At 68.0% G+C, this 22300-nt stretch carries 21 protein-coding genes and 1 tRNA gene; 10 read left to right on the top strand and 12 right to left on the bottom strand.

Annotation, left to right across the window (positions count from 1 at the left end):
* Positions 1–92 precede the first annotated feature (92 nt).
* From AB0L70_RS01375 to AB0L70_RS01355, 5 genes are all read right to left on the bottom strand, one after another.
* The gene (locus AB0L70_RS01375; RefSeq protein ID WP_363678688.1) at positions 93–863 is read right to left on the bottom strand and encodes a DUF4097 family beta strand repeat-containing protein; all 771 of its coding nucleotides are present in this window, start codon (positions 861–863) and stop codon (positions 93–95) included.
* 121 nt (positions 864–984) lie between these two features.
* Complete coding sequence (locus tag AB0L70_RS01370; protein WP_363678686.1) at positions 985–2244, bottom strand: hypothetical protein; 1260 nt, start codon at positions 2242–2244, stop codon at positions 985–987.
* Positions 2241–2906, bottom strand: coding sequence for a hypothetical protein (locus AB0L70_RS01365; RefSeq protein WP_363678684.1), 666 nt, complete (start codon positions 2904–2906; stop codon positions 2241–2243). The genes AB0L70_RS01370 and AB0L70_RS01365 overlap by 4 nt, the downstream gene beginning before the upstream one ends.
* Positions 2903–4120: a hypothetical protein gene (locus tag AB0L70_RS01360; protein WP_363678682.1), complete on the bottom strand. Its 1218-nt coding sequence runs from the start codon at positions 4118–4120 to the stop codon at positions 2903–2905. Before AB0L70_RS01360 ends, AB0L70_RS01365 begins: the two co-directional genes overlap by 4 nt.
* A 264-nt stretch (positions 4121–4384) precedes the next feature.
* Positions 4385–6244: an acyl-CoA dehydrogenase gene (locus tag AB0L70_RS01355; protein ID WP_363678681.1), complete on the bottom strand. Its 1860-nt coding sequence runs from the start codon at positions 6242–6244 to the stop codon at positions 4385–4387.
* Positions 6245–6353: 109 nt separating this feature from the next.
* On the opposite strand from AB0L70_RS01355, the gene AB0L70_RS01350 reads away from it, so the two are divergent.
* Positions 6354–6869 carry a histidine phosphatase family protein gene (locus AB0L70_RS01350; protein WP_363678679.1) on the top strand — a complete coding sequence of 172 codons (516 nt, stop codon included), beginning with the start codon at positions 6354–6356 and terminating at the stop codon, positions 6867–6869.
* On the opposite strand, the gene AB0L70_RS01345 is transcribed toward AB0L70_RS01350, so the two are convergent.
* The 3 genes from AB0L70_RS01345 to AB0L70_RS01335 form a co-directional block, all read right to left on the bottom strand.
* Positions 6866–7777 (bottom strand): endo-beta-N-acetylglucosaminidase H, encoded by a 912-nt coding sequence (locus tag AB0L70_RS01345; protein ID WP_363678677.1) that lies wholly within the window; start codon positions 7775–7777, stop codon positions 6866–6868. The two genes, AB0L70_RS01350 and AB0L70_RS01345, sit on opposite strands and share 4 nt — an antisense overlap.
* A 144-nt stretch (positions 7778–7921) precedes the next feature.
* Positions 7922–8734 carry a hypothetical protein gene (locus AB0L70_RS01340; protein WP_363678675.1) on the bottom strand — a complete coding sequence of 271 codons (813 nt, stop codon included), beginning with the start codon at positions 8732–8734 and terminating at the stop codon, positions 7922–7924.
* On the bottom strand, positions 8731–9237 hold the full coding sequence (locus AB0L70_RS01335; RefSeq protein WP_363678673.1) for a SigE family RNA polymerase sigma factor: 507 nt from the start codon (positions 9235–9237) through the stop codon (positions 8731–8733). The genes AB0L70_RS01340 and AB0L70_RS01335 overlap by 4 nt, the downstream gene beginning before the upstream one ends.
* A gap of 137 nt (positions 9238–9374) precedes the next feature.
* Here AB0L70_RS01335 and AB0L70_RS01330 point away from each other — a divergent pair, with 137 nt between their 5' ends.
* Genes AB0L70_RS01330 through AB0L70_RS01315 form a run of 4 tightly spaced genes read left to right on the top strand, consistent with a single transcriptional unit; the run spans position 9375 to position 13283 of the window.
* Positions 9375–10526 (top strand): anhydro-N-acetylmuramic acid kinase, encoded by a 1152-nt coding sequence (locus AB0L70_RS01330; protein ID WP_363678671.1) that lies wholly within the window; start codon positions 9375–9377, stop codon positions 10524–10526.
* A 16-nt stretch (positions 10527–10542) separates the two neighbouring features.
* Positions 10543–11061, top strand: a complete 519-nt coding sequence (locus AB0L70_RS01325; protein ID WP_363678669.1) for an AAA family ATPase — start codon at positions 10543–10545, stop codon at positions 11059–11061.
* Positions 11062–11094: 33 nt separating this feature from the next.
* A complete protein-coding gene (locus AB0L70_RS01320) occupies positions 11095–12114 on the top strand; it encodes a MerR family transcriptional regulator (RefSeq protein ID WP_363678667.1) in 1020 nt (339 codons plus the stop codon).
* Positions 12111–13283: an MFS transporter gene (locus tag AB0L70_RS01315; RefSeq protein ID WP_363678665.1), complete on the top strand. Its 1173-nt coding sequence runs from the start codon at positions 12111–12113 to the stop codon at positions 13281–13283. Before AB0L70_RS01320 ends, AB0L70_RS01315 begins: the two co-directional genes overlap by 4 nt.
* Here AB0L70_RS01315 and AB0L70_RS01310 read toward each other — a convergent pair.
* Positions 13280–13720 (bottom strand): GNAT family N-acetyltransferase, encoded by a 441-nt coding sequence (locus AB0L70_RS01310; RefSeq protein ID WP_363678663.1) that lies wholly within the window; start codon positions 13718–13720, stop codon positions 13280–13282. The two genes, AB0L70_RS01315 and AB0L70_RS01310, sit on opposite strands and share 4 nt — an antisense overlap.
* An 81-nt stretch (positions 13721–13801) precedes the next feature.
* Here AB0L70_RS01310 and AB0L70_RS01305 point away from each other — a divergent pair, with 81 nt between their 5' ends.
* Both AB0L70_RS01305 and AB0L70_RS01300 read left to right on the top strand, forming a co-directional pair.
* Positions 13802–14401 (top strand): DJ-1/PfpI family protein, encoded by a 600-nt coding sequence (locus AB0L70_RS01305; protein ID WP_363678661.1) that lies wholly within the window; start codon positions 13802–13804, stop codon positions 14399–14401.
* Entirely contained in the window at positions 14398–14874 is a 477-nt protein-coding gene (locus AB0L70_RS01300) for a MarR family transcriptional regulator (RefSeq protein ID WP_363678659.1), read from the top strand. Before AB0L70_RS01305 ends, AB0L70_RS01300 begins: the two co-directional genes overlap by 4 nt.
* Here the strand turns inward: AB0L70_RS01300 and AB0L70_RS01295 are convergent.
* Both AB0L70_RS01295 and AB0L70_RS01290 read right to left on the bottom strand, forming a co-directional pair.
* A complete protein-coding gene (locus AB0L70_RS01295) occupies positions 14852–17368 on the bottom strand; it encodes a polysaccharide lyase family 8 super-sandwich domain-containing protein (RefSeq protein ID WP_363678657.1) in 2517 nt (838 codons plus the stop codon). The genes AB0L70_RS01300 and AB0L70_RS01295 overlap by 23 nt on opposite strands.
* Before the next feature lie 86 nt (positions 17369–17454).
* Entirely contained in the window at positions 17455–19539 is a 2085-nt protein-coding gene (locus AB0L70_RS01290; RefSeq protein ID WP_363678655.1) for a hypothetical protein, read from the bottom strand.
* A 180-nt stretch (positions 19540–19719) separates the two neighbouring features.
* Between AB0L70_RS01290 and AB0L70_RS01285 the strand changes: the two genes are divergently transcribed.
* The gene (locus tag AB0L70_RS01285; RefSeq protein WP_363678653.1) at positions 19720–20301 is read left to right on the top strand and encodes a helix-turn-helix domain-containing protein; all 582 of its coding nucleotides are present in this window, start codon (positions 19720–19722) and stop codon (positions 20299–20301) included.
* Positions 20302–20564: 263 nt separating this feature from the next.
* Here the strand turns inward: AB0L70_RS01285 and AB0L70_RS01280 are convergent.
* Positions 20565–20638: transfer RNA gene (locus tag AB0L70_RS01280), tRNA-Gly, on the bottom strand.
* Positions 20639–20961: 323 nt separating this feature from the next.
* Here AB0L70_RS01280 and AB0L70_RS01275 point away from each other — a divergent pair.
* A complete protein-coding gene (locus AB0L70_RS01275; RefSeq protein WP_363678651.1) occupies positions 20962–21402 on the top strand; it encodes a MarR family transcriptional regulator in 441 nt (146 codons plus the stop codon).
* 285 nt (positions 21403–21687) lie between these two features.
* Complete coding sequence (dcd, locus tag AB0L70_RS01270; protein WP_363679939.1) at positions 21688–22263, top strand: dCTP deaminase; 576 nt, start codon at positions 21688–21690, stop codon at positions 22261–22263.
* The last annotated feature ends 37 nt before the right edge of the window (positions 22264–22300 follow it).

Here is a 22300-nt window from a genome sequence, read left to right as displayed (position 1 = left end):
CGACACTGACGACGCTACTCCGCCATCACCACGTAATCCATCAACCACCGAGTGTCCTCGGTACCCGATTGGTACCCGGCTCGTAAACGTGGTCAGTTGGCGCTGAGGTCGATGTCGCCGCTGACGGTGGTGGCGTCGATGGTGTGCGAACCGTTCGGGTCGTTGCCCAGCTCGTTGTCGACCTCGCCGCTGTGGGTGTCGGTGGCGACCTTGTAGCCGCCGGACGGCGCGGTCACCTCGACGTCGCCGCTGGTGCCCTTGGCGCGGACGTCGTTCGCCTCGGCCAGCTGGAGCTCGATGTCACCGGAGCTGGTCTCGACGTGCACCGGGCCGCCCTTCAGGCCGGACGCCTTGATGTCGCCCGAGTTCGCCGTCACGTCCAGTTTGCCGGCCAGGTCTCCGATCTCCACGTCACCCGAGGTGAGGTCGAGCTTCACGTCGCCGGAGACGTCGTCGAGCTCGATCTTGCCGGACCGCGACTTCGTGTCCACCCCGCTCACGCCGGAGATCGAGAGGTCGCCGCTGCCGTTCTCGCCGGTCACCTTCGTCCCCCGCGGGACCTTGACGACGAAGTCGGCGCTGCACTGCCAGCCGCAGTCGCCGTCGAGCTTCAGTACGCCGTCCTTCACCGAGTAGGCGTCGCCGTGCTTCCAGAGCCAGAAGTGCCGCTGCTCCTGGACCGTCGTGGTGTCGTCGTCGGACACCTCGATCCGGATGTCGGCGCTCTCGGCGGCCAGCTGGACGGTGGTGATCTTCTCGTCGACCTGATGCTTGTCGTCGGAGTCCTTGTCCCCGAACTGCCAGAACGCCAACCCGGCCGCCGCCACCAGAAGGATTGCCCCGAGTTGCTTGCTCTCCGCCATCGTCCGCCTCTTCTCCTGCCCCGCCCCACGCTGTCGGCTCGACAGTAGGCCGCGGAGCCGTCCCGGAGGATCCGGCAGATCCCCCGAGACGCCCCTGAGGGTTTCCTGAGGATCGCCGGGGTCAGGACCGGTACTCGCCCCGGGCCACAGCCCCGGCCAGGTCCTCGTCGAGCGACCCGAAGAAGGTCCGCGCCCACAGATCGGTGCCGTACCAGTACGGCCCGTTGTCGCCCGGCAGCGAGGCCGGCGCCTTGCCCCGCTTCAGCGCCTGTCGGCAGGCAGCGCACAACGGCAGCGTCAGCGTCGCACCGTCGGCCTCGACCTGGGTCGGCTTCCCGGAAGACCTTCCGTGCAAGGGATTGAAGGCACACAGATCCGGTACGTCGGGCACCGGACGGTCGGCCGCGACCGCCACAGCCGCGTCGTACTCGCGCCTCGCCTTGTCGAGCAGGACCATCGCGCCGACCACGTCGACCAGGTCCTTCGAGGAGTCGAGGACCTTGCCGGCTGCCTGCTGCGCGTCGAGCGCGGCCTGCTGATGCCGCAGCCCCAGACCCTGGGCGTCAGGGAGTGCCGCCAGCTGTGACCCCAGCGTGGTGAGCTCCAGGGAAGTCTCCTGCGTCAGCCGCCTCCGCCGCTCGGCAGCAACCGTCGCCGCCACGTGCGGCGGAATGCTGAACGGCTTCTCCCGCCGCGGCCCGCCACCACCAGTACGCCGGACCAGTCCGATGACCAGCCCGAGCACCACCAGAACAACCAGACCCAGTACGACGAACCCGACGACCTTCCCGGTCGACGAGTCGTCGGAGTCCCGGTCGTCATCGGACCCCGACCCGGACCTGGATCCGGTCGCGGGCGACCGGGTCGGGCTCGCCGGCGGCAGTGCGGGAGCGGCCAGCAACTCGTACATCCGAGCCATCACCTCGGTCGGCCCCGCGTCGTACCCGGTGTCGTCGAGGGCTCGCTCGCGGACCGCCTGCAGCCGATCGTCCTCGAGCTGCGGCAACTGGTGCGCCTCGTAGTACGGGAACCGCTCGCCCCCGTTGACCACGACGTACAGGCCTGGCTTCTGCATCGCGTCGATCACGAGGGTGAGGACGTTCTCCTCCTTGCCCTGGAACGCGTCGCTCGCGCTCAGCGGCAGCACCATCGAGTAGACCGGGTAGCCGAGCGCGGTGGCCTTCTTCTTGAGGTCGGTGCGCAGGGTCGCGGGCAGAGCCGACTGGTACGCCGGGTCGATGTACAGCGGATCCTTGCCGAGGGCGGTCGCGATCTCGCGGGCCTTCTCCGCCGGGGTCTGCGCCTGCGCGGGCGACGCGGTCAACGTCAGTGCGGTGACCAGCGCGGCCAGCAGCAGGGCCAGGGCCTTCAGGGTTCTCACGACCGTCCTCCACGTCCGCCGGCGACCAGCGCCGACACTCCCACCACCACGCCGGCGAGGATCGCGCCGCCGAGGATCCCGAGCAGACCCGCGCCCAGTCCGTTGCCGATCGCCTTGCCCACGGTGAATCGCTCCGGCTCGGACTCGTCCGGTGGCTCCGGCGCGTTCGGCGTGCTCCGGGCCGGCTTGGCTTCGTATCGGTCGTCGACCTTGACCTCGGCCAGGTAGTCGGACAGCTGGCTGCTCAACGCCTGCTTGGCCCCGTTCGCCCAGGTCTTGCCCAGTGCGCGGGCCTGGATCTCGTGCTCCGCGCCGTTCGAGGTGTCGCCGTCCATCACGACGTAAAGGCCCGGTTTCTTGTTGGCGTTCGCGAGCCAACCGGCCAGCAGTTCCGTGTCGTCCTTCTCCTGGAACCAGGCGCCGGTCGGCACCACGGCGACGTACACCGGGACAGGAGCGGACCGGATCTTCTCCAGCATCGCCGCCGGATCCGCGAGCGACGCGTAGTCCGGGTCGACGTACAGCGGCTCGTTCGCCCAGGCGGCCACCGCCGCAGTGATGCGCGGATCCACCGGTACGGTGGCCGAGGCCGAGGCCGCGGCCGCGGCCGGTACGCCGAGTACGAAGATCGTTGCCAGTAGCAACATCGCGGCGCGTCTCATCGGACATCGTCCAGACGCCCGGAGATCCGCTCGGGCAGGTCGTCGGAGAGGGCGCCGAAGCCGGTCGCCACCATCGGGCTGTCCTCCGGGTCCAGGGTCCAGTAGGGCACGATCTCGTGGCCGCGCCGACCGGACTTCCGCTGTACGCGCAGGCCGAGCGGCCGGCGGCCCTTGGCGAAGACCGCGGCACAGTTCCGGCACGTGGGCACCTCGACGTCGTCGTCCCAGGTCACCGTGGTGGTCCCCGGCTGGTGGGTCGGGTCGAAGAAGCACGGCGGCTGGACCGGCGATCCGGCGGCGACCCGCTCAGCCTGCCGGGCCAGCACCAGGGCGCCGACCATCGAGAGGAGATCGTCGGGGTGCCGCTCACGCAGGGTGTGGGCGGCGTCCAGCCGACGGGTGGCGTCGTCACGCTCGTCGAGCTGGTGGGCGGACAGCTTGGCGCGCTTGCTTAGCCGCTCGACCGCCTGGTCGGCACGCCGGAGCTGCGCATCCGCCTTGGTCTTCGTCGACGCCAGACCGACGGAAGGCCGGCCGAACGGTCCCTTCGGGTCCTGCTTGCGTCGCTTCCGGCGGAGTGCGAGCCACAGCGTCAGAACGAAGCCGGCCAACCCACCACCGGCCAGCCCGATGTAGGCGGCCCGGTTCTCCTTGTCGGTGACGGACATCCCGCGTTCGGAACGCTCCGGCTCCAGGTCTCCGGCCGGGACCGCGGGCAGTGCGCGACCGTCGTACGCCGTACCTGCCTGCTGGATGGTCCGCACGACGTGCGGCGCGGGCCGGTCGTTCACGATGTCGAGTCGCTGCTTGTCGTCGCTCTCCACGCTGATCAGCGACCGGCCGGCGAGGTTGCCGGGCCGGTAGAGCTCCTCCACGCCGGACCAGTACTCGTCCGTGACCGTCTGGATGATGTAAAGCCCGGGCTGCCCGGTGCGTGCCTGCAGCAACGTCGGCAGGTCGTAGAGGATCGGCAGCAGGTCCGGCGTCCGGGGCACGAGCGCGACGTACACGGGGAAGCCCGCCGTGGACGCCGCGGTGCGGATCCGGCTCAGCTCGGTGGCCGGCATCGCCGGGGCGAGCCGCTCGTCGACGTAGACCCGGTCCTTCGTCCAGGCGGCCGCGATCCGGTCGGGCAGCGTCGGGGTCGCGGCCTCCGCACGGACCGGGAGGAACGTGAGGAGTACGAAGGCGACGGCAACTAAACGGGCGGGCATCGCGGACAGCGTACGACGACCGGAGGTGGACACGTACACACGGACGCGGGACCTGGACACGTGGTTCCCGGGGTGCCGCGGACCTGCCCGGACGTGACACGGCCCTGGCTCGGACAGGGGAGACCAAGCCAGGGTCGCGGGTGCCACGGGCAGAAACGCTTCTACATGAACCGCGTCCTCACCAGGGCAGATCGTGGGGCAGATCAATCTGCCCCGAGGTGGCCTCCGGCTCGACCCGCGCAAGTGGCCGAGCCGGAGGAGCTGTCAGAACGCCGACTCGGGCAGATCCATGATGTCGAGGTCGGTGAGCTCGGCCTTGATCCGCTCGGCGCGGACCGTCGGCATGGTGGAGCGGACGAACCACTGGGCCGCCGCGACCTTGCCGGTGTAGAAGTCCTGCTCGGACGGGGACAGCTCGCCGCCGAGGGCGTTCAGCGCGACCTCCGCCTGACGCAGCATCAGCCAGGAGCAGACGAGGTCACCGAGCACGAACAGCAGCCGGGAGGTGTTCAGGCCAACCTTGTAGACGTTGCGCGGGTCGCCGTTCTCCGCCTGCGGGTTGCTCGCCATCAGCGCCTGGCCCATCACGCCCAGAATCTTCTGGGTGTCCTCCAGGCCCTTGGCCAGCAGCGTCCGCTCTTCCTTCAACCGGCCGTTGCCCGCCTCGGAGGCGACGAAGCCCTGGATCTGCTCGGCCAGGTGGCCCAGCGCCTTGCCCTGGTCCTTGATGATCTTGCGGAAGAACAGGTCCTGGCCCTGGATCGCGGTCGTGCCCTCGTAGAGCGTGTCGATCTTCGCGTCCCGGACGTACTGCTCGATCGGGTAGTCCTGCAGGAAGCCGGACCCACCGAACGTCTGCAGCGACTCGGTCCCGAGCAGCGTCCACGACTTCTCCGAGCCGTAGCCCTTCACCAGCGGCAGCAGCAGATCGTTCACACCCTCGGCCACGGGGTCGTGCTCACCGGCGTACCGGGCTTGCTCAGCGCGGTCCTGGTACGTCGCTGTGAACAGTACGAGCGCCCGCAGCGCCTCGGCGTACGCCTTCTGGGTCATCAGCGACCGACGTACGTCGGGGTGGTGGGTGATCGTCACCCGCGGGGCGTCCTTGGCCGGGTTGGTCAGGTCGGCGCCCTGGACCCGTTCCTTGGCGTACTCCAGCGCGTTCAGGTAGCCGGTGGACAGGGTGGCGATCGCCTTGGTGCCAACCATCATCCGCGCGTACTCGATCACCTGGAACATCTGCGCGATGCCGTCGTGCACCTCACCGAGCAGGTAGCCCTTGGCCGGCACGGTCTCGCCGAAGGTGATCTCGCAGGTGGTGGACACCTTGATGCCCATCTTCTTCTCGACCCCGGTGACGAAGGCGCCGTTGCGCTCACCGGTCAGCTCGCCGGTCTCCAGGTCGAAGTCGTACTTCGGGACCACGAACAGGCTCAGGCCCTTGGTGCCCGGGCCGCCGGCGCCTTCGACACCCTGCGGGCGGGCCAGCACCAGGTGGACGATGTTCTCGGTCATGTCGTGCTCGCCCGAGGTGATGAACCGCTTGACGCCCTCGATGTGCCAGGTGCCGTCGTCCTGCAGGGTGGCCTTGGTGCGGCCGGCGCCGACGTCGGAGCCCGCGTCCGGCTCGGTCAGCACCATGGTGGCGCCCCAGCCGCGGTCGATCATGTGGTGGGCGATCTTCTTGTCCCGCTCGGTGCCGTTGCGCCAGACGACGTGCGCGAAGTTCGGGCCGGCGGCATAGATGTGGACGGCCGGGTTCGACCCGAGCACCAGCTCGGCCGCACCCCAGCGCAGCGACGGAGGCGTCGGCTGACCACCCAGCTCCGGCGGGAGCTCGAGCTTGTACCACTCGGCGTCCATGTAGGCGTGGAAGCTCTTTTTGAAGGCCTCCGGCATCCGCACCTCGTGCGTGGCCGGGTCGAAGACCGGCGGTGTCCGGTCGGACTCCTCGAACGACTCGGCGAGCTCGTTCCTGGCCAGGCGGTCGATCTCCGCCAGCACCTCACGTGCGGTGTCGACGTCCATGTCGGCGTACGGGCCCTGCCCGAGCACCGCATCACGGCCCAGGACCTCGAGCAGGTTGAACTCGATGTCCCGCAGATTCGACTTGTAGTGGGTCACAGGATTCCCCTACCTCTTGGAAGCTTGGCCTCTTCGCAGCGTGATACTCACGAGTAACTTGAGTATATACCCGCCGGTAACGGGGTCAAAGTGAGATTGGGTGTGAGGTATGAAGCTGATATACGAGACGCACTCGACCACCCGCGACAACGAACGCGGAATCGCGACCGGCTGGCAGCCCGGCGAACTGTCGGAGGAGGGGATCCGGGAGGCGATCGCGATGGGGGCGCGGCGACGCGAGGTCGACGTCGTCTTCAGCTCCGACCTGCGGCGGGCCGTGCATTCGGTGGAGCTGGCCGACCTGACCGTGCCGCACTTCCAGGACTGGCGACTGCGCGAGTGCGACTACGGCGACCTGAACGGCGCCCCGGTCGACGCCCTCGAACCACGCGTCGACCGGGTCCACAAACCATTCCCCGCCGGCCAGAGCTACTGGGATGTGGTCGAACTCACCCGCTCGTTCCTGGCCGACCTCAAACGCTGGCACAACGGCCAGGTCGTCCTCGTAGTAGCCCACTCGGCAAACCGCTGGGCCTTCGAACACCTCCTGGGCAGCCACGCTCCGCTGGAGGACCTGATCACGGCCCCGTTCAACTGGCAACCAGGATGGGAGTACGACGTCTAGGGCGTGTAGACGGTCGCGCTGCCGTAGAGCTTCTGGGTGAAGGCGGTCATGTAGGAGGCGGTGTCGGACTCGGTGAGGTTGTAGGTGAGGAAGACGCCGTACCCCTCGTCGACCGTGCGCTGGGCGAGACTGGCTGCTGTCGAGGAGCTGGTTGCTGTGTACGACACGGCGGCCGGGGAGAGGCGCGACTTCGAGGTCGGGCCGCTCGGGACGCCCCAGGTTCCGTAGTACGGGTTCCAGGCGTAGTTGAAGGTGTTGGCGATGCTCTGGCCGTTGTAGGTCAGGCGATCCGCGGCCGGGCCGATGTCGTAGAGCGTGATCAGCTTGTCCGGCAGCTTCTGGCGCAGCGCCTGGACCAGGTAGACGAACGAGAAGTCGTTCGGCTGGCCGGTGCCGTTGTTGCCGTACTCGGCGTACTCGTCGTCGAAGTCGATACCGTCCAGGCCGTACTGGTTGACCGCGTCGGCGAGCTCCTGGGCGAACGCGTCGGCCGCGGCCTGGGTCGGGAAGTTGGCGAAGCCCGCGCCCTGGTGGTTGCCGAGGATCGACAGCAGGACCTTGATGCCCTTCTGCTGCAGGGGCCGGACCTGGGTGGCGACGTTGTCGAGCACGCTCTGCACGTTCTCGTTGCAGGACAGGTAGGCCTTGGTGCCGTCGTAGTTGATGTTCGCCGCGAAGATCACCGCGACGTCGATCACCTGGGCGCCGCCGTTGGCCAGCGTGTACTTGCCGGCGCTCAGCATGCTGTGGTCGTTGACCTCGATGTAGGCGACCGTGACCGGACCGGTCTTCCGGCCTCTGCAGCGCTTGTCCTGCGCCAGCGCGGGCAGGGTGCCGGTGGCGGCCGCGGCGGTGCCGGCGGCGAGAGCTGACAGCAGGGTCCTTCTGCGCATGAGCTGTGGACTCATTCGATCGACTCCTCGTCAAAGGTGGGCGGTGCGCTATATCGGTTAAGTACCCCTCGCCGCCTGGCGGCATCCCCAGGCGGCGACGGAAGATAAACCGGTATAGCGACCCCGATCATCGATCGATGCTTCGGCACTGTCAAGGGCCTACCGGGCGGGAAGCTCCCAGAACCGCACCCGCTCGATGATCTCCTCCGGTATCACGTTCACGGCGACGCCGTCGGTGAACTTCATCGGCGTGGGCTTGTCGCGCGTCAGCCCCCAGGCGAGCCGCTTCCCCATCCCCAGGACGATGGCCAGGCTGGGCTTGCCCGGATCCCGCACAGAGAACACCGGATAGCTGCTCGGGTCGTAGGGGAACACCATCCCGCCGTCCATCAGCCGTCCGTGACCGTCGTCGCGGACGAGGCCGGCCAGCGTGTGGATGCCGCTGAGACCGTACTTCACCTTCGGGTCCGGGTGCGGCACCTTGTAGTGCTGGACGACGATCGCCATCCGTCCGACCGGAGTCGTCCCGGCCCAGTAGATCCTCGGCTCTCCGATCATCGCGTCCCAGGCGTTTCCCGAGAGCGGGTTGCCGGGTTTGCCATGCTCCGCTCGCTGCTTGGCCCGCCAGGTCGCGAGGACCTGGTCGAGGAACGCCCGGTCACCGGCGAGGTCGCCGCCCGTGTCGTGCTTCATCAGGATCGCGTAGTGATCGTCCGGCGCGGCCTTGATCGGATCCACCCAGGGAGTCGACGTCGCGGCCGGCGGCTGCACTGCGCGGTCGCGAAGTGTGGGTACGGCGACCACGCCGGCCGCGACCGCCGCCACGGCCAGGGCGCCGGCGCCGACAGCAGTGAGTCCGCGCCGGCGGACACGGCGGGCGCCGCCGAGGCGGACGCGGTCGAGCAGATCAGACGGAGCCTCGATGTCCTCCACGTCGGCAGTCAGGCGGTGCTTGAGTTCGGTATCGGTCATCGCAGTCCCTCCAGGATCGTCGGTTCGGTGATCAGGCGGAGCCGGTCGAGGGCGCGCGACGTCTGGCTCTTCACGGTGCCGACCGAACAGCCCAGCGCCTCGGCGGCCTGGGTCTCGGTCAGGTCGTCGTAGAACCGCAGGACGATCACGGCCCGCTGCCGCGGCGGCAGTGCGCGCAGTGCGGTCAGCAATTCGTCCCGTACGGCGTGCCGGTCGGAACCGTCCGGCGTCGGCCGGTCGTGGTCGGCGTCGAACTCCACCTCGGTGGGCCTGCGGCGCCGGGTGCGCCAGCGGTTCGTCGCCAGGTTGGTCAACGTCTTCCGCGCGTACGCGTCCGGTGCGCCGGACCGGATCCGCGGCCAGTGCACGTAGATCCGCTCGTACATCTCCTGGACCAGGTCCTCGCCCGCCTGCCGGTCGCCGGTGAGCAGGACGGCGGTCCGGAGCAGCCGGGTCGCGCTGCCGCGGACGAACTCGTCGAAGTCCTCACCGCGAGTCGCCATCGTCCCTCCTTCTCTGTCAAGCAGGAAAACACCAACGGCGCGCGGATGGTTGCATCCCGGGGGTCGCGCTGATGGTGAGTAATGGACGAAGATGGTCGTGGCGGGTGCGAGAAACTTACGGAAGAGGATCCCTGGTCATGCGAGTCATCGGGTTGATGTCCGGGACGTCGTACGACGCGATCGATGCGGCTGCGGCGGACCTGAGGCTGGACGGCGATCAGCTGGTACTGACGCCGCTCGGCCTGCTCAGCCAGCCCTACTCGGACGAGTTGCGTGCTGCCGTTGCCCAGTCGTTGCCACCGGCAAGTACGACGGTCGAGCAGGTGTGCCGGCTGGACACCGGGATCGGGCAGGCGTTCGCCGAGGTGGCCCGGCAGGCGGTCGAGCAGCTGTGTGGTGGGTCCGCCGATCTGATCGTGTCGCACGGGCAGACGGTCTTCCACTGGGTCGACGGCGGTTCGGTGCGCGGGACTCTGCAGCTGGGACAGCCGGCGTGGATCGCGGAAGCGACCGGGGTGTCTGTGGTGTCCGATCTGCGGGCGCGTGATGTGGCTGCCGGTGGGCAGGGGGCGCCGCTGGTCAGCATCATGGACGTGCTCTGGTTGCGCGGGCGGACCGGCGTACCGGTGGCGTTGAACCTGGGTGGGATCGCGAACATCACCGTGGTGCACGGTGAGCCCGTTGCCTTCGACACCGGTCCGGCGAACGCGCTGATCGATGCGGTTGTGACGGAGCTGACCGGGCGGCCGTTCGACGCGGACGGGGTGATGGCTGCTCGCGGGCAGGTGCACGTGCCGTTGCTCGAGCGGTTGCTGGCGGATCCGTACTACGGGCGGCCGGCGCCGAAGTCGACCGGGAAGGAGCTGTTCAACCTCTCGTACCTTGCCCACGCGATGGAGGGTCTGCCCGAGATCCCCGCCGATGACCTGGTCGCCACTGTGACGATGCTCACGGCGCGGACCGTCGGGGATGCGGTCCGGCGGTACGGCGGGACCGAGGTGATCGCGTCAGGTGGTGGGATCCGCAACCCGGTGCTGATGAAGCTGCTCGAGTCGGAGCTGGGGGTGCCGCTGCGTACGACGGACGAGCTGGGGCTCCCGTCCGCGGCGAAGGAGGCGTACGCGTTCGCCGTACTGGGCTTCCTGACGATGCATGGGCTCGGCGGGACGGTCCCGAGCTGCACGGGCGCACGGCACTCGAGCGTGCTCGGGTCGATCACTCCGGGGGTGTCTGGGCTGCCCGTCGTGACGGATGACGTGCAGCCTCCCGTGCGCCTCCTGGTGCAGTGACCGCACACTAGTCCTTGTGACGAGGTTGTTCGTGGTGACTGGTGCACCTGGTGCGGGGAAGTCGACCGTGGTGCCTGAGTTGGTCCGGTTGAATCCGGGGAACCTGGTTGTGATGGACATGGACGAGCTACTGGACGATCACGGCCGGTTGCTCGGGCTCGACATCACGACTCCGACCGCGGCCCCGATCTGGCCGGCGTACAACGCGCTGTGGTTGCGTGTCACCGAGCTGATCCGGCGGTCCGGGATCCCCGTGCTGCTGCTGTCGCCGCTGCTGCCCGCGGAGTTGCCGGAGGGCCGGTGGTTGCATCTGGACTGTCCCGACGCGGTACGGCGGAAACGGCTGGCCGGGCGTGGTTGGGCGCCGGGGCAGATCGCGGAGGCCTTGGCGGACGCGGCTGAGCTCCGCAAGCATGTGCCGCGGTCGGTGCGGGGTGATGTGGCGCCGGAGCGGTGCGCGAAGAGCATCCTCGACTGGATTCGGGGCGAACGCTTCGGCAAGACCCTGAGCCTGTGGGGACGGCTCCGCAGTTGACCTTCGAGTTGGTGCAGGGGTGAGGGTCGGTGCATGTTGACGATCAGTGAGTTCGCCAGGCTGGTGGGGTTGGCGCCGAGCGCGCTGCGGTTCTACGACGACTGCGGACTGCTCCCGCCCGCGTCGGTGGACGGCTCGAACGGGTACCGCTACTACTCCCCGTCCCAGCAGCCCCGTGCCCACCTCCTCCGCGACCTCCGCGAGATCGACCTCCCCCTGGCCGACGTCCGCGTCGCCCTGGACGCAGACCCCGCCGTACTGGCGGAACTGGTCCGAGCTCACCTACGCACCGTCGAGGCAAAGACCACCGCCGCCCGGGCAGCCGCCGAACACCTGCTGACGAACCTCCTCGCCCCGAAAACCACAGTCACTCTGGGAGGCCCCGAACTATCCAGCGCGCTCCGCCAAGTAACCCCCGCCGCCAGCAGTGCACCTCCCGAGGAGCTGGAGATTCTGGGGTGCGTGTCGGTAGAACTGGCGCCGGACGAGGTCACGTTCGTGGCGACGGACAGGTATCGGCTGGCGGTGCGGACCGTGCGACCCGTGGAGTTCGAAGGGCCGGCGACGCGCGTGCTCGTGCGGGCCGAGGAACTTGCCGCGCTGGGGAGGTGGGCCGCCGCGGGCGACGTCGTCCGGCTGGAGATCGACTCTGATGGTGCAACGCTCGTACGTGGCGATGAGGTCCGTGAGATCGCGGTTGTGGATGCGGAGTATCCGGCGTACCAAACCATCCTCGAGGGTCTCGCTCCACCAGCTTGCCGGGTAGTCGTGGACCGCGCCGCGCTGTTGACCGCCCTGCATGGGCGGGAGGTCGTTGCCTTCAGCATCACCTCGGACACCCTCTCGATCGACGACGACGTGAACCTCGAGGTGATCGGCTCAGGTGCCGCGCGGATCGGGTTCACCGCGAACCTCCTCGCCGCCGCACTGGAAGCGAGCGTCGGGCCCGACGTCCTCCTCGAGATCTGCGCGCAGGACCGTCCGGTCGTCGTACGCTCGGCCGACCAGGGCACGTTCACCACTCTCGTGATGCCCGTCCGGCTGGACGGGTGAATCGGGCCTACTACGGCTGGCTGGCAGGCTCCACACTCTCGGTCTTCGGCGACACCGCCCTGTTCTTCGCCCTCGGCTGGGCAGCGACGGGCATCGGCCCACACGTGGCCGGGCTGGTCCTGACCGGCTTCACCCTGCCCCGCGCCGTACTCCTCTTACTCGGCGGCGTACTAGGTGACCGCCTCGGCCCCCGACGCCTCCTACTGGCCTCCTCCGCAACCGTCGGCACCTGCTGCCTCGCCCTCGCCCTGGTCGTCCACGCCGCCGGCGTATCGGCAGGCCTGCTGCTGGCGACCGCAACAGTCGTCGGGACCGTCGACGCCTTCGCGCTACCGGCTGCCGGCGTACTGCCTCGCCTCTTCGTCCGCGACGACGACCTCGCAAAGGCGATGGCGCTGCGTACGTCGTTGACCCAGCTCATCACTCTTGCCGGTGGACCGCTCAGCGGCTTGCTCGTCGCCACGATCGGGCTGGTAGGTGCGCTCGTACTCGACGGCCTGACCTTCGCCGTCCTGTTCTGCGTGCTGCTGGCAATCAAACCGCCGTACGACGTGAGCCCTCCGACCGACCGCGGATCCGTCGTACGCGCGGCGCTGGACGGTCTCCGGGTCGCCTGGGTGGATCCGGTCCTGCGACGTGTCCTGTTAGTGGTCGCACTGGTAGCGGCCTTCGTTCTACCGGTGACCTCTTTATGTGTGCCGCTACTCGCACGGTCCCAGGGCTGGTCCGCCGGCCAAACCGGCTTCGTCGTCGCCGGAAGCGTGGCAGGCGGACTCACCATCACACTCCTGGTAGCCCGCTACGGGACCTTCCATCAGGCCGGCCGAGCCGCCGGCCTCGGCTGTCTCCTCGCAGCACTCGCAATGACAGGCCTCGCGCTGGCGCCGTCGGTAGCAATAGCGGTCGCCGCCACCCTGATCCAGGGCCTAGGCATCGGCCTGTTCACCTCACACGTCGCGCCCGTCTTCATCCGCAGTACGCCGAGATCCCACCTGACCCGCCTGCAGTCCCTACTCTCCCTGGCCCAAACGGTCCCGCTCATCGCCTCAACAAACCTCCTGGCCTCCCTCCCCATCCGCCAAGCCCTAGCTCTGTCCGCCACCACAACAGCCCTAGCCGCCCTGGCCCTACTCCACCTAAAACCAACTGCCGAACAGATCCGCGACTAGTTCGGGAAGTGGACTTGGAAGGTGGGGTACTCGGGTTGGGGGCAGGGGTCGCCTTGGTGGCCCAGGTGTTCGTAGAAGGGGGCTGCGGTTTGGGCGTTGGCCTGCCATTCGAGGTGGCGGACCCGGGTGGAGGCCCAGGTGATGACGGCGGTCATGAGGGCTCGGCTGGCGCCGGTATGGCGGCTGTCGGGGTGGACGTAGAGGTCGTGCAGGCGCGCCTGGTGATGACGGCCGGCGCGGAGGTGGGGGCCGTAGTCCTGGATGACTGCATAGCCGATCAGGCCGTTGTCGTCGTACCCGAAGGCTGCCCAGCGCGGGTCGGCGACCAGTCCCGTGTAGAGCTCCCGGGTGTCCGGTTCATCCAGTGCGGTGCCGAATCCCTTCACCAGCGGCCACAACTCGGCCCAGTCGTCCATGGTCAGCTTTCGTACGGCCATACCCGACAGGATCCCATCGCGGCGTACCAAAAAGCAGCTGGTTTATTGACAACATGTTGACTACATGACAACATGTTGTCCATGAAGACAGCTTATGTGGGTGTGTACGAGACGTGGGCAGACTGGGAGATCGGGCATCTGCTCGTCGAGCTGCGGACGGGCCGGTTCACCGGGCAGCCGTGGCAGGTCGTGACGGTGGGGGAGTCGACGGAGCCGGTGGTCACGATGGGCGGGCTGCGGATCGTCCCGGACATTGCGATCGTCGACGTGGAGCCCGATGAAGGCGACCTGCTGGTACTCGCGGGATCCGCCACCTGGGACGACGGCGGCGGGGACGCGTTCGCGAAGCTGGCCGGGAAGTTCCTCGACGACGGGATCCCGGTGGCGGCGATCTGTGGTGCGACGAGCGGGCTGGCGCGGGCGGGTCTACTGGATGACCGCAAGCACACCAGTGCGGCGAAGGAGTACCTGCAGGCCAGCGGCTACCAGGGCGGCGACAACTACGTGGACGAGCGGGCCGTGATCGGCGGCGACGTGATCACGGCCGGACCCGACTCGCCGGTGCAGTTCGCGCGGGCGACGTTGCAGCGGCTCGGGCTCGCGGACGAGCAGAAGCTGGACGCGTACGAAGGCGTGTTCCACCGCTCCGACCCGGCCGCCTATCCGATCCTGGTGGGATGACGGTTCCACCGCGCGAAGACTGGCCGAAGCCGAAGCGGCAGACGGAAGGTGGCGCGCTCTTGACCGATGTCGTCCTCGCCACCTTCCGGCTGAACGCCCGGCTGATGGAGGCCGCCCAGGACCTGGCCGCGCAGGGCGGGATCACCGCCGCATGGTGGCAGGTACTCGGCGGCGTCCTCGACGAACCGCGGTCCGTCGCCGACGTCGGCCGGATCATGGGTGTCAGCCGGCAGGCGGTCCAGCGGATCGCCGACCTACTGGTCGAACGCGGCCTCGCCGAGTACCGCCCGAATCCGGCGCATCGCCGCGCCAAACTACTCGCCTGCACCGAGGCCGGCTACTGGGCGATCCGGCGGATCGCCATGGTCCAGCACCCGTGGACCTCCGAGCTCGCCAAGTCCGTCGACCTCGACGACCTCCGTACGACGCTCAGCACCATGCAGACCCTGATCACCAAGCTGGAAGAAGCTTGACGCTCAGACTGCGGCCGTAGGTCCGCGCGGTCGTGAACGTCAGCCGCGTCCCGGTCAGCGTCCGAACCACCTGTACGCCGGGAGTCGCCGACGCCGGCCGCAGGTACTGGGCCCAGAGGTTCACCGTAATCGTGGACCTCTTCGTGGTCGGGTCCGACACGGCGACCGTGACTGCGCTCGACTGTCGTTGAACCAGCACGGACGCGGGCCCGTCGATGGTCAGACCCGGCAAGTTGTGATGGCCCGACGTGAAGGTGTTCGCGCCGGTCAGCCGCAGTTCGAGATGCTGGATCGCCTGCAAACGCGAGGTATTCGCGAGCACCACGACCCGCCCGTGCTGATAAGACCGCAACAAGAATTCCGTTGCGTTAGGCACCAATGCGTACGCCATCGACCGCGTTGTCCCGGCCGGCTGCGCAACAGTCAGCCCGAAGACCTGCTTGCTCACCGCGGTATCCGGGTTCGACGCCCGCACCACCCGTCGGCTCCGCGTCACCTGCTCCAGCCCCACCGACACCGCGGTCGGCTGCAGGAAGTAGTACCCCAACGCCACCCGGCCATCGGTGTACCGCAACCACCGCGGATCGACCGTCCCGGCCCCGGTCCACGCCCGCCCATCCCGCCGTACGCCGGTAATTGCGACAGCGTCCCCGGGAGCCGCCAGCCGGGTATCGAGCGTCGTGGTCACCCCGCGATCCGCATCACCAACCCCAGCTGCGAGGACGACGATCTCGTCGTCGAGCAGGAACCACGACTTGGTCGCCGACGCGTTGCGGTAGACCACGAAGTCGTCCGGCAAGCTGTCCCGCGACGCGTACGCGAAGTCGTCCGACTGCACCCACCCGGCCGCGCCGTACGGGCCGAGCGTCGCGCCGCCGGAGTGCACGTTGGTCCCGGTCGGGAAGTACACGTAGGTGTTCTGCTCCTCCGACGACGCGGTGAACGTCGGCGGGTTGTCGTAGTACTGCGTCCCGTACAGCTCGGGGATCGTCTTGCGGGTCTCCACCGGCGCGGTGACCCCGGCCAGCCCGTACGGCGAGACTGTCGTGAAGTAGTCGACGCCGTACGACTGGGTCTGGTCCTGGCCGGTCAGGTAGAGGTAATGCGCGCCGTCGCCCTGGAACCAGGGCATCAGGTTCTCGCCGCTCATGTACTCGTACTTGCTGATCCGCTCCGAGTTCCGCGCCAGCGCGAACGCGTAGCCGGGCCGCCGGTGCACGGTGCGATCCATCGCGTTGAACGCCGTACTGCTTGCGGCCGGGTTGAGGTCGGCCGGGACGATCGCGGGATCGGCCTTGATATCGACGTACCGGCCGATGCTCACCGGCGACACGAAGCTGTTCACGTTGATCGTCGGCCGGGCGGTGAACTTGGCGAAGGCCTTCAGCCTGCCCGCGTCGGCGCCGGTCGCGTAGTCGGCCAGGTCGACGATCGCCTCCACGACCACCGCGACATCGTCGTACCCGGTGGCTGTCCGGGAGACCGCGCGGCCCTTGACGATCTCCATCATCCAGCCCTCGAAGATCAGCGGCGCGAACCCGTGCTCGACCCAGCCCTGGACCACGCCGACGAGGTCGTCACCCTGCGCGTACTCCGTCCCCGCGAGCACCTTGACGGTCTGCACGACCCGGCTGAGCAGGCCCTTTCCGTACGAGCCCGTGTACGCGACCGACGCGTGCTGGATGAACGAGCCGTCCGCGTAGTACCCATCGGTGACGCCGTGCTGGAGGTTGTACGGGTCGACGGTCGCGAACACGGTGAACTGGTCCTGCAGTGCCTTCCGCAGTCGCGCGTCATCACCCATCAGCGCGCCCTGCAGGACCCGGTTGGCGGTGATGTCGACCAGGTTCGCGCCGGTGTGGAACCGCGAGTCGAGGTCGACGTCGCCGTCCTTGCCGTTGCGCAGGTAGGCGTCCATCGAGGGCACGTACAGCGAGATGAGGTCGGCCGGCGCATCGAGCAGAACGAGCGTCTTCGACACGAACGTCGAGATGCCGATCTCCCAGGTGAACCAGTTGCCGTAGTACCCCTTCGACTGGTCGCCGTAGTAGTTCTCGTGCAACCAGACCAGCTTCTCGGCCACCCGGGCGCGCACCTGCTCGTTGCCCTGCAGGTCGGACGCCGGGCCGGGGCGCGTGGTCGCGAGCGCGATCTCATAGAGATGCTGGTACGACGAACTCAGATTCGGATCGCTGGTACCGAGCGGGAGGCCCTTGAAGAGCTCACCGGTGCCCGCGGTGTCCAGCGCCGCCAGCCAGGTCCGGGCGGTGCTGTCCATGGCGGCGAGCTTCGCCGCGACTTCCGGACGCGCGTTGGACTCCGCCGTACCCGCGTAGATCGCGATCGTGTTGGCGAGCAACTGGTCCGCGTCAACGTCCACGGTGGCCGCGGCTGCTGCGGCGTCGGCGGCTCGAGCGGTCGGCGCGGGGTTGACGGCGGTCAACAGCGCGGTGGCGGGTACGAACGACAGCAGGCGGCGACGGGTGATGTCCACTGATACTCCCGGGCGAATGGGAAAAACCTCACCCCGGGAGTCAACCAGGTGAAACTATCCTTCGACAAGCGCTTACCGCTGACGAGTCAGGAGCCGCCCGCGCCGACCAGCTGGCCATCCATCGACAGGATCCGGATCGGAGTGCCGGCCGCCTTCGTCGGGATGACCACGGCGACCTGGTGGAGGTAGTCCTGGTGCAGGGTCTGCGTGTACTTGACCATGCTGCTGAAGGCGGTCGCCTCGCCGCTGGTCCAGTACGCGTTCGAGCCCGGCTCGACGCGCTGGAGGTACTGCTCGGTGAGCGAGAGGAACACGAGGGCCTCGCCGGACGCCGTGATGAAGGTCAGCGGTTCGCCGGACGGCAGGAACGCGTCGGTGACGCTGGCGATGTACGGCTCGGCGGTGTCCGTGGCCTTGGACTTTGCCCGCAGCTCGAGCAATTTCGTCGTACCGAGGGAGGGCGTGAACAGCTTCGCCTGCGGTGCCTTCAGGCCACCGGTCAGGTACGCCGCCAGGTCGGTGCCGACCGTGGACGGCTCACTGTGGAGCTTGGCCAGGTCGGCCTTGGTCGGGTTCCGCAGGCCTTCGAGCGAGGGGAGCTTGACCGCGTTCGACGGGTAGACGGAGTTCGTCAGCAGCCACGGGGCCGCCGCACTCTGCCGCTCCCAGACGCCGAGCTGGCGGCTGTCCGGAGCGTTCGAGATCCCGGAGTCGACCACGAACCGCATCGGGTACGACGCGAACTCGGGCGCCCCGATCTTCGGCTCGGTGAAGGTGAACGGCTTGTCCTTGTCCTTGCCGGTGGTGTCGAGCTTGCTGCCGATCAGATAGCCGGCCCGGGTCTGGGTCAGCGTCGGGTTCGCCTCGATCGACTCGGACAGCTTGGGGTCGCGGGTCTGGTTGGCCTTGTTGTTCAGGTCGTTGTAGCGCCGGACGACCGCCTGTGCGTCGGCGAGCGTGACGGCCGGGCGGGTCTCGGTCAGCTCGGCGGTGTTCTTGGCCGGCAGCAGCGCGCAACTCGTTGTCGTGAGCAACATTGCGCCGCTGGCCAGGAGAGCGGCGGTCTTGCGGACTGCCTCGTCGCTCTTCTGGAACTCCGGCGACTCGACCAGGGAGACGGTCTCGGGCTCGTCCACGACCGGCTGCTCCACGGTCGGCTCCTCGTACGCGCGGTCTTCGTAGGCGCGGTCCTCGTAGGAGCGGTCTTCGTATGAGCGGTCCTCGTAGGTGTGGGCGTCGTAACTGCGGTGGTCCTGCATGGAGCCGACGGCGACCAGGCGGGCGGGGGACTTCGCCTTGGCGACTGCCGCGGGAGACATGAACATCGGGGCTGCCGGCACCGCGGACGGCGCCGGTGCGAACGGGCTGACCCGCTCCGGCGCGTACGGCGACACGGGCTCCGGCGCGGGGGCGGACGGTGTGGCGGAGGTGGCGAATGCCGGCTCGTCGGATTCAGGTGCCGCGGGCATCGGTGCGACGGCTTGGGCGGTCTCCGGCGCGGAGTACGCCGGCGTCGTCGGCTGGATGCGGGCCGGCGGGATCGTGATCGGGGAGGCGGTCGTCACCTGAGCACGCCGCCGGCGGAAGGTGAGCATCAGACCGAGCGCGAGGATGAGGATGCCGGCGCCAAGACCGACCAGGCAGATCCCGAACGCGCGGTGCAGCTCGACGCCGAAGCGGACCTGTGCGCCGACGGCCGGACTCCCGTCCGCGTTCATCAGGACGACGTCGTACCGGCCGTCCTGGATCGGCCACTCGACGGACGGCTCGCCCGTGCCGGACTTCGCGACCCACCAGTCGAGCTCGCTCGGTGGTGTCAGCTTGGTGGTACCACCGCGCATGTCCTGAGTGCCGTACGTCGCCGGTGGGTCGAACCGGATCAGCCGGGTGTGCGCGGCACCGGTCAAGTAGTCGCGGACGTCGAGGTCCTGCCCGACGCCGACGAACAGCGGCTTGTCGCTGGTCGCGGTGACATGCAGGATCGGGCCGTGCCGGTCCAGCAGATCAGGCGCGGTGACGACGGCAAGTCCCTGACTGTTCAGCGGCCGGATCGGCGTGCTGATCGTGTTGTCCGGGCCGACCAGCCAGAAGGCTGCCAGGGCTCCGGCAACGGTGACGACCAGGCCGGCCAACGTCAGCAGCAGACCCAGGACGGTGCGGGCGAAACGCATGAAAGGCTCCCGTTGTACGACGAGCCCGGGCCGCGGCGGGTGGACCGGGCAACGAAATGCGCGCGGGACCCCGAACGGACCCCGTGTTCACTCCGTTGACACTGAATAACTGACTGCACACGGATCTGTTACTGTTTCATCAATTAACGAATGGCCGTTCACAAACTTGGAGGCGGTGAGATGGCCCGGCCGCGGCTGGTCAGCGACGACGCGATCCTGGCTGCGACCCGCCAGGTTCTGGCCGAACTGGGACCGGTGAGACTGACGCTGGCGGCGGTCGGTTCGCGGGTCGGTCTCGCGCCGCCGACGCTGATGCAGCGCTTCGGTTCCAAACGCGGGCTGCTGCTCGCCTCGGCTGCTCGCTCGCCATCGCTCGTGCTGCGTGCCGCCGAGAAAGCAGAGGACAGGAATGCGTCGCCGCTGGCCGCGCTGCGGGACTTCGCGGTGTCGGCCGTTGCCAACATCAAGCACCGTGAGCAGCTCGGCTACGGGTTCGGGTTCGACGTCGCCGACCCCGAGTTCCGGAAGCATGCCGTGGCCTACTCGGCGGCCATCGTCGACAGCTGTGCTCGCCTGTACCAATCCGCTGTCGAAGCCGGCGAGCTCCGCGCCGACACCGACGTACCAGCCCTTGCCCGTCACACCCTGGTCTGCTTCACCGGTGCTCTCCACGTTTGGTCGGTCAACGGCTGGGGCTCTCTCCCCAACTTCTTGACCGCCCAGCTCGACCTGATGCTCGCTCCTTATTCAAGTGAGGAGTGAGGACAAGGTGGCGTTGAATATCGGAGGCCAATACAAGTTGGCGAAGATTTAACCAAAGAGATCCGATGAAGAGAGTGCGGCGAGGGCTGGTCGCGGTTCCCGCGGTAGCGGTTCCGATCACGGCCGGGAGCTGAGTTTGCGAACGGTTGACCAAGGCAACGGTTTGCGACAGCACCGAAACCTTACGTGATCAACCGTTTGACCCACCGCGACGGTGCACAACAAAGCCCAGGTCCGAACATACGGGCCTGGGCTGTGACATCTGGAGCGGGTGACGGGAATCGAACCCGCACTGTCAGCTTGGGAAGCTGATGTTCTGCCATTGAACTACACCCGCGCGCCGACGGAACCCGACAGGCGAGAAGAGCATAGCCGATCGGTGCGGGCGAGGCACGGTGGGGGCGGGTCGAAACGGCGGCGTGTTGTTGCGACGTCAGCCGGATGGTGCCGAATGCATCGAAAAGGCGTCTGTCAGCGGTTTGCGCGGGGGGTTCTTGGGCAGTTTTCCACAAAGGGCACGCTCAGGACTGGGCAGGTCCGGTACTTTCTGGCAGATTAGAACGCGTTGCCGGGGGCAACATTTGGAACGCAACGTGAGGATGCGGTCCTCGCAGGGACCGGACAAGATGGTTGCGGGGCAACTGGATGAAGGGGTGAACGGTGGCAACAGACACGAGTGACGCGCTGGAGAACCTGGAGAAGGAGCTCGTCACGTTGGCACGGCGGCTGCGCGGTTTGCAGCGGACGCTGTCCGACGAGGCGCATCCGGACCTGGAGCCGGCGCAGTACGCGTTGCTGAACCACGTCGAGGAGCTGGCACCGGTGCGGATGGCCGACCTGGTGGCTGCTCTCGAGGTGGACAAGGGTCCGGTCAGCCGGGCCTGCGCACGGCTGGAAGAAGAGGGTCTGCTGAAGCGTGCGGCCGACAAGTCGGATGCACGGGCGACTCTGCTGACACTGACCGCGGCCGGAAAGCGCAAGCTGGCGGCGGCCAGGAAGAAGCGGCACAAGGTGATCGAGGACCTGCTCAAGGACTGGTCGCCGGCGCAGGTGAAGACCTTCGCCACCCAGGTGTCGCGCTTCAACAAGCTGTCAGGCTGAATTAGTTGCCTAAGGCCCGGGTCTGGTACGCCGCAACGGTACCGGAACCGAGTCCCGTGAAGGTCTGGTGGTGCGTCCCGCCGGAGAGCTGAGGGCTCCGGATGATCCACCACCAGCCAACGGACCGGGCCGACACAGGCATCGCCAGTGGAGGGGATATCCCCTCCACGTGAGCCTTCTCCCCTCGTATACCGGGGGAGAAGGCACAACTCGCGGGGATATCCCCGCGCGGTTGACAACGGCTCTGACTGGGCGGATGAGCAGCACGCTGCTAACGTGCGACCCGTGCTGCTCTCCGACCGTGACATCCTGGCCGAGATCGATGCGAAACGGGTCGAGCTGGATCCGTTCGATGCTGCGATGGTGCAGCCGTCGAGTGTCGACGTACGGCTGGACCGGTTCTTCCGAGTGTTCGAGAACCACAAATACCCGCATATCGATCCGGCCGACGAACAGCCCGACCTGACCCGGCTGGTCGAGCCGGACGGTGAGGAGCCGTTCATCCTGCATCCCGGCGAGTTCGTGCTGGGATCGACGTACGAGCTGGTGACGCTGCCCGATGACGTCGCGGCGCGGCTTGAGGGCAAGTCCTCGCTGGGCCGGCTCGGACTGCTGACGCACTCGACCGCCGGGTTCATCGACCCCGGCTTCTCCGGCCACGTGACGCTGGAGTTGTCGAACGTCGCGACGTTGCCGATCAAGCTCTGGCCGGGAATGAAGATCGGCCAGCTCTGCTTCTTCCGGCTCTCGTCGCCGGCCGAGCATCCGTACGGTTCGGCGAAGTACGGTTCCCGCTACCAGGGACAACGTGGTCCGACGCCGTCACGTTCGTACAAGAACTTCCACCGCACCGACGTCTGAGCGCAAACGAAAGGGCCCGGGAATCATCCCGGGCCCT

Source organism: Kribbella sp. NPDC051952 (assembly GCF_040680855.1).
Taxonomy (GTDB): domain Bacteria; phylum Actinomycetota; class Actinomycetes; order Propionibacteriales; family Kribbellaceae; genus Kribbella.
Note: the sequence above shows the minus strand (reverse complement) of the source record. Positions and strands in the feature narration are given on the sequence as shown.

What these genes read in the sequence shown, in the direction of transcription:
- AB0L70_RS01335 (WP_363678673.1), bottom strand. Translation starts at nt 9,237, where the DNA reads ATGGCGACTCGCGGTGAGGACTTCGACGAGTTCGTCCGCGGCAGCGCG.
- AB0L70_RS01340 (WP_363678675.1), bottom strand. Translation starts at nt 8,734, where the DNA reads ATGACCGATACCGAACTCAAGCACCGCCTGACTGCCGACGTGGAGGAC.
- AB0L70_RS01375 (WP_363678688.1), bottom strand. Translation starts at nt 863, where the DNA reads ATGGCGGAGAGCAAGCAACTCGGGGCAATCCTTCTGGTGGCGGCGGCC.
- AB0L70_RS01345 (WP_363678677.1), bottom strand. Translation starts at nt 7,777, where the DNA reads ATGAGTCCACAGCTCATGCGCAGAAGGACCCTGCTGTCAGCTCTCGCC.
- AB0L70_RS01320 (WP_363678667.1), top strand. Translation starts at nt 11,095, where the DNA reads ATGTTGACGATCAGTGAGTTCGCCAGGCTGGTGGGGTTGGCGCCGAGC.
- AB0L70_RS01360 (WP_363678682.1), bottom strand. Translation starts at nt 4,120, where the DNA reads ATGCCCGCCCGTTTAGTTGCCGTCGCCTTCGTACTCCTCACGTTCCTC.
- AB0L70_RS01305 (WP_363678661.1), top strand. Translation starts at nt 13,802, where the DNA reads ATGAAGACAGCTTATGTGGGTGTGTACGAGACGTGGGCAGACTGGGAG.
- AB0L70_RS01365 (WP_363678684.1), bottom strand. Translation starts at nt 2,906, where the DNA reads ATGAGACGCGCCGCGATGTTGCTACTGGCAACGATCTTCGTACTCGGC.
- AB0L70_RS01310 (WP_363678663.1), bottom strand. Translation starts at nt 13,720, where the DNA reads ATGGCCGTACGAAAGCTGACCATGGACGACTGGGCCGAGTTGTGGCCG.
- AB0L70_RS01285 (WP_363678653.1), top strand. Translation starts at nt 19,720, where the DNA reads ATGGCCCGGCCGCGGCTGGTCAGCGACGACGCGATCCTGGCTGCGACC.
- AB0L70_RS01330 (WP_363678671.1), top strand. Translation starts at nt 9,375, where the DNA reads ATGCGAGTCATCGGGTTGATGTCCGGGACGTCGTACGACGCGATCGAT.
- AB0L70_RS01300 (WP_363678659.1), top strand. Translation starts at nt 14,398, where the DNA reads ATGACGGTTCCACCGCGCGAAGACTGGCCGAAGCCGAAGCGGCAGACG.
- AB0L70_RS01350 (WP_363678679.1), top strand. Translation starts at nt 6,354, where the DNA reads ATGAAGCTGATATACGAGACGCACTCGACCACCCGCGACAACGAACGC.
- AB0L70_RS01290 (WP_363678655.1), bottom strand. Translation starts at nt 19,539, where the DNA reads ATGCGTTTCGCCCGCACCGTCCTGGGTCTGCTGCTGACGTTGGCCGGC.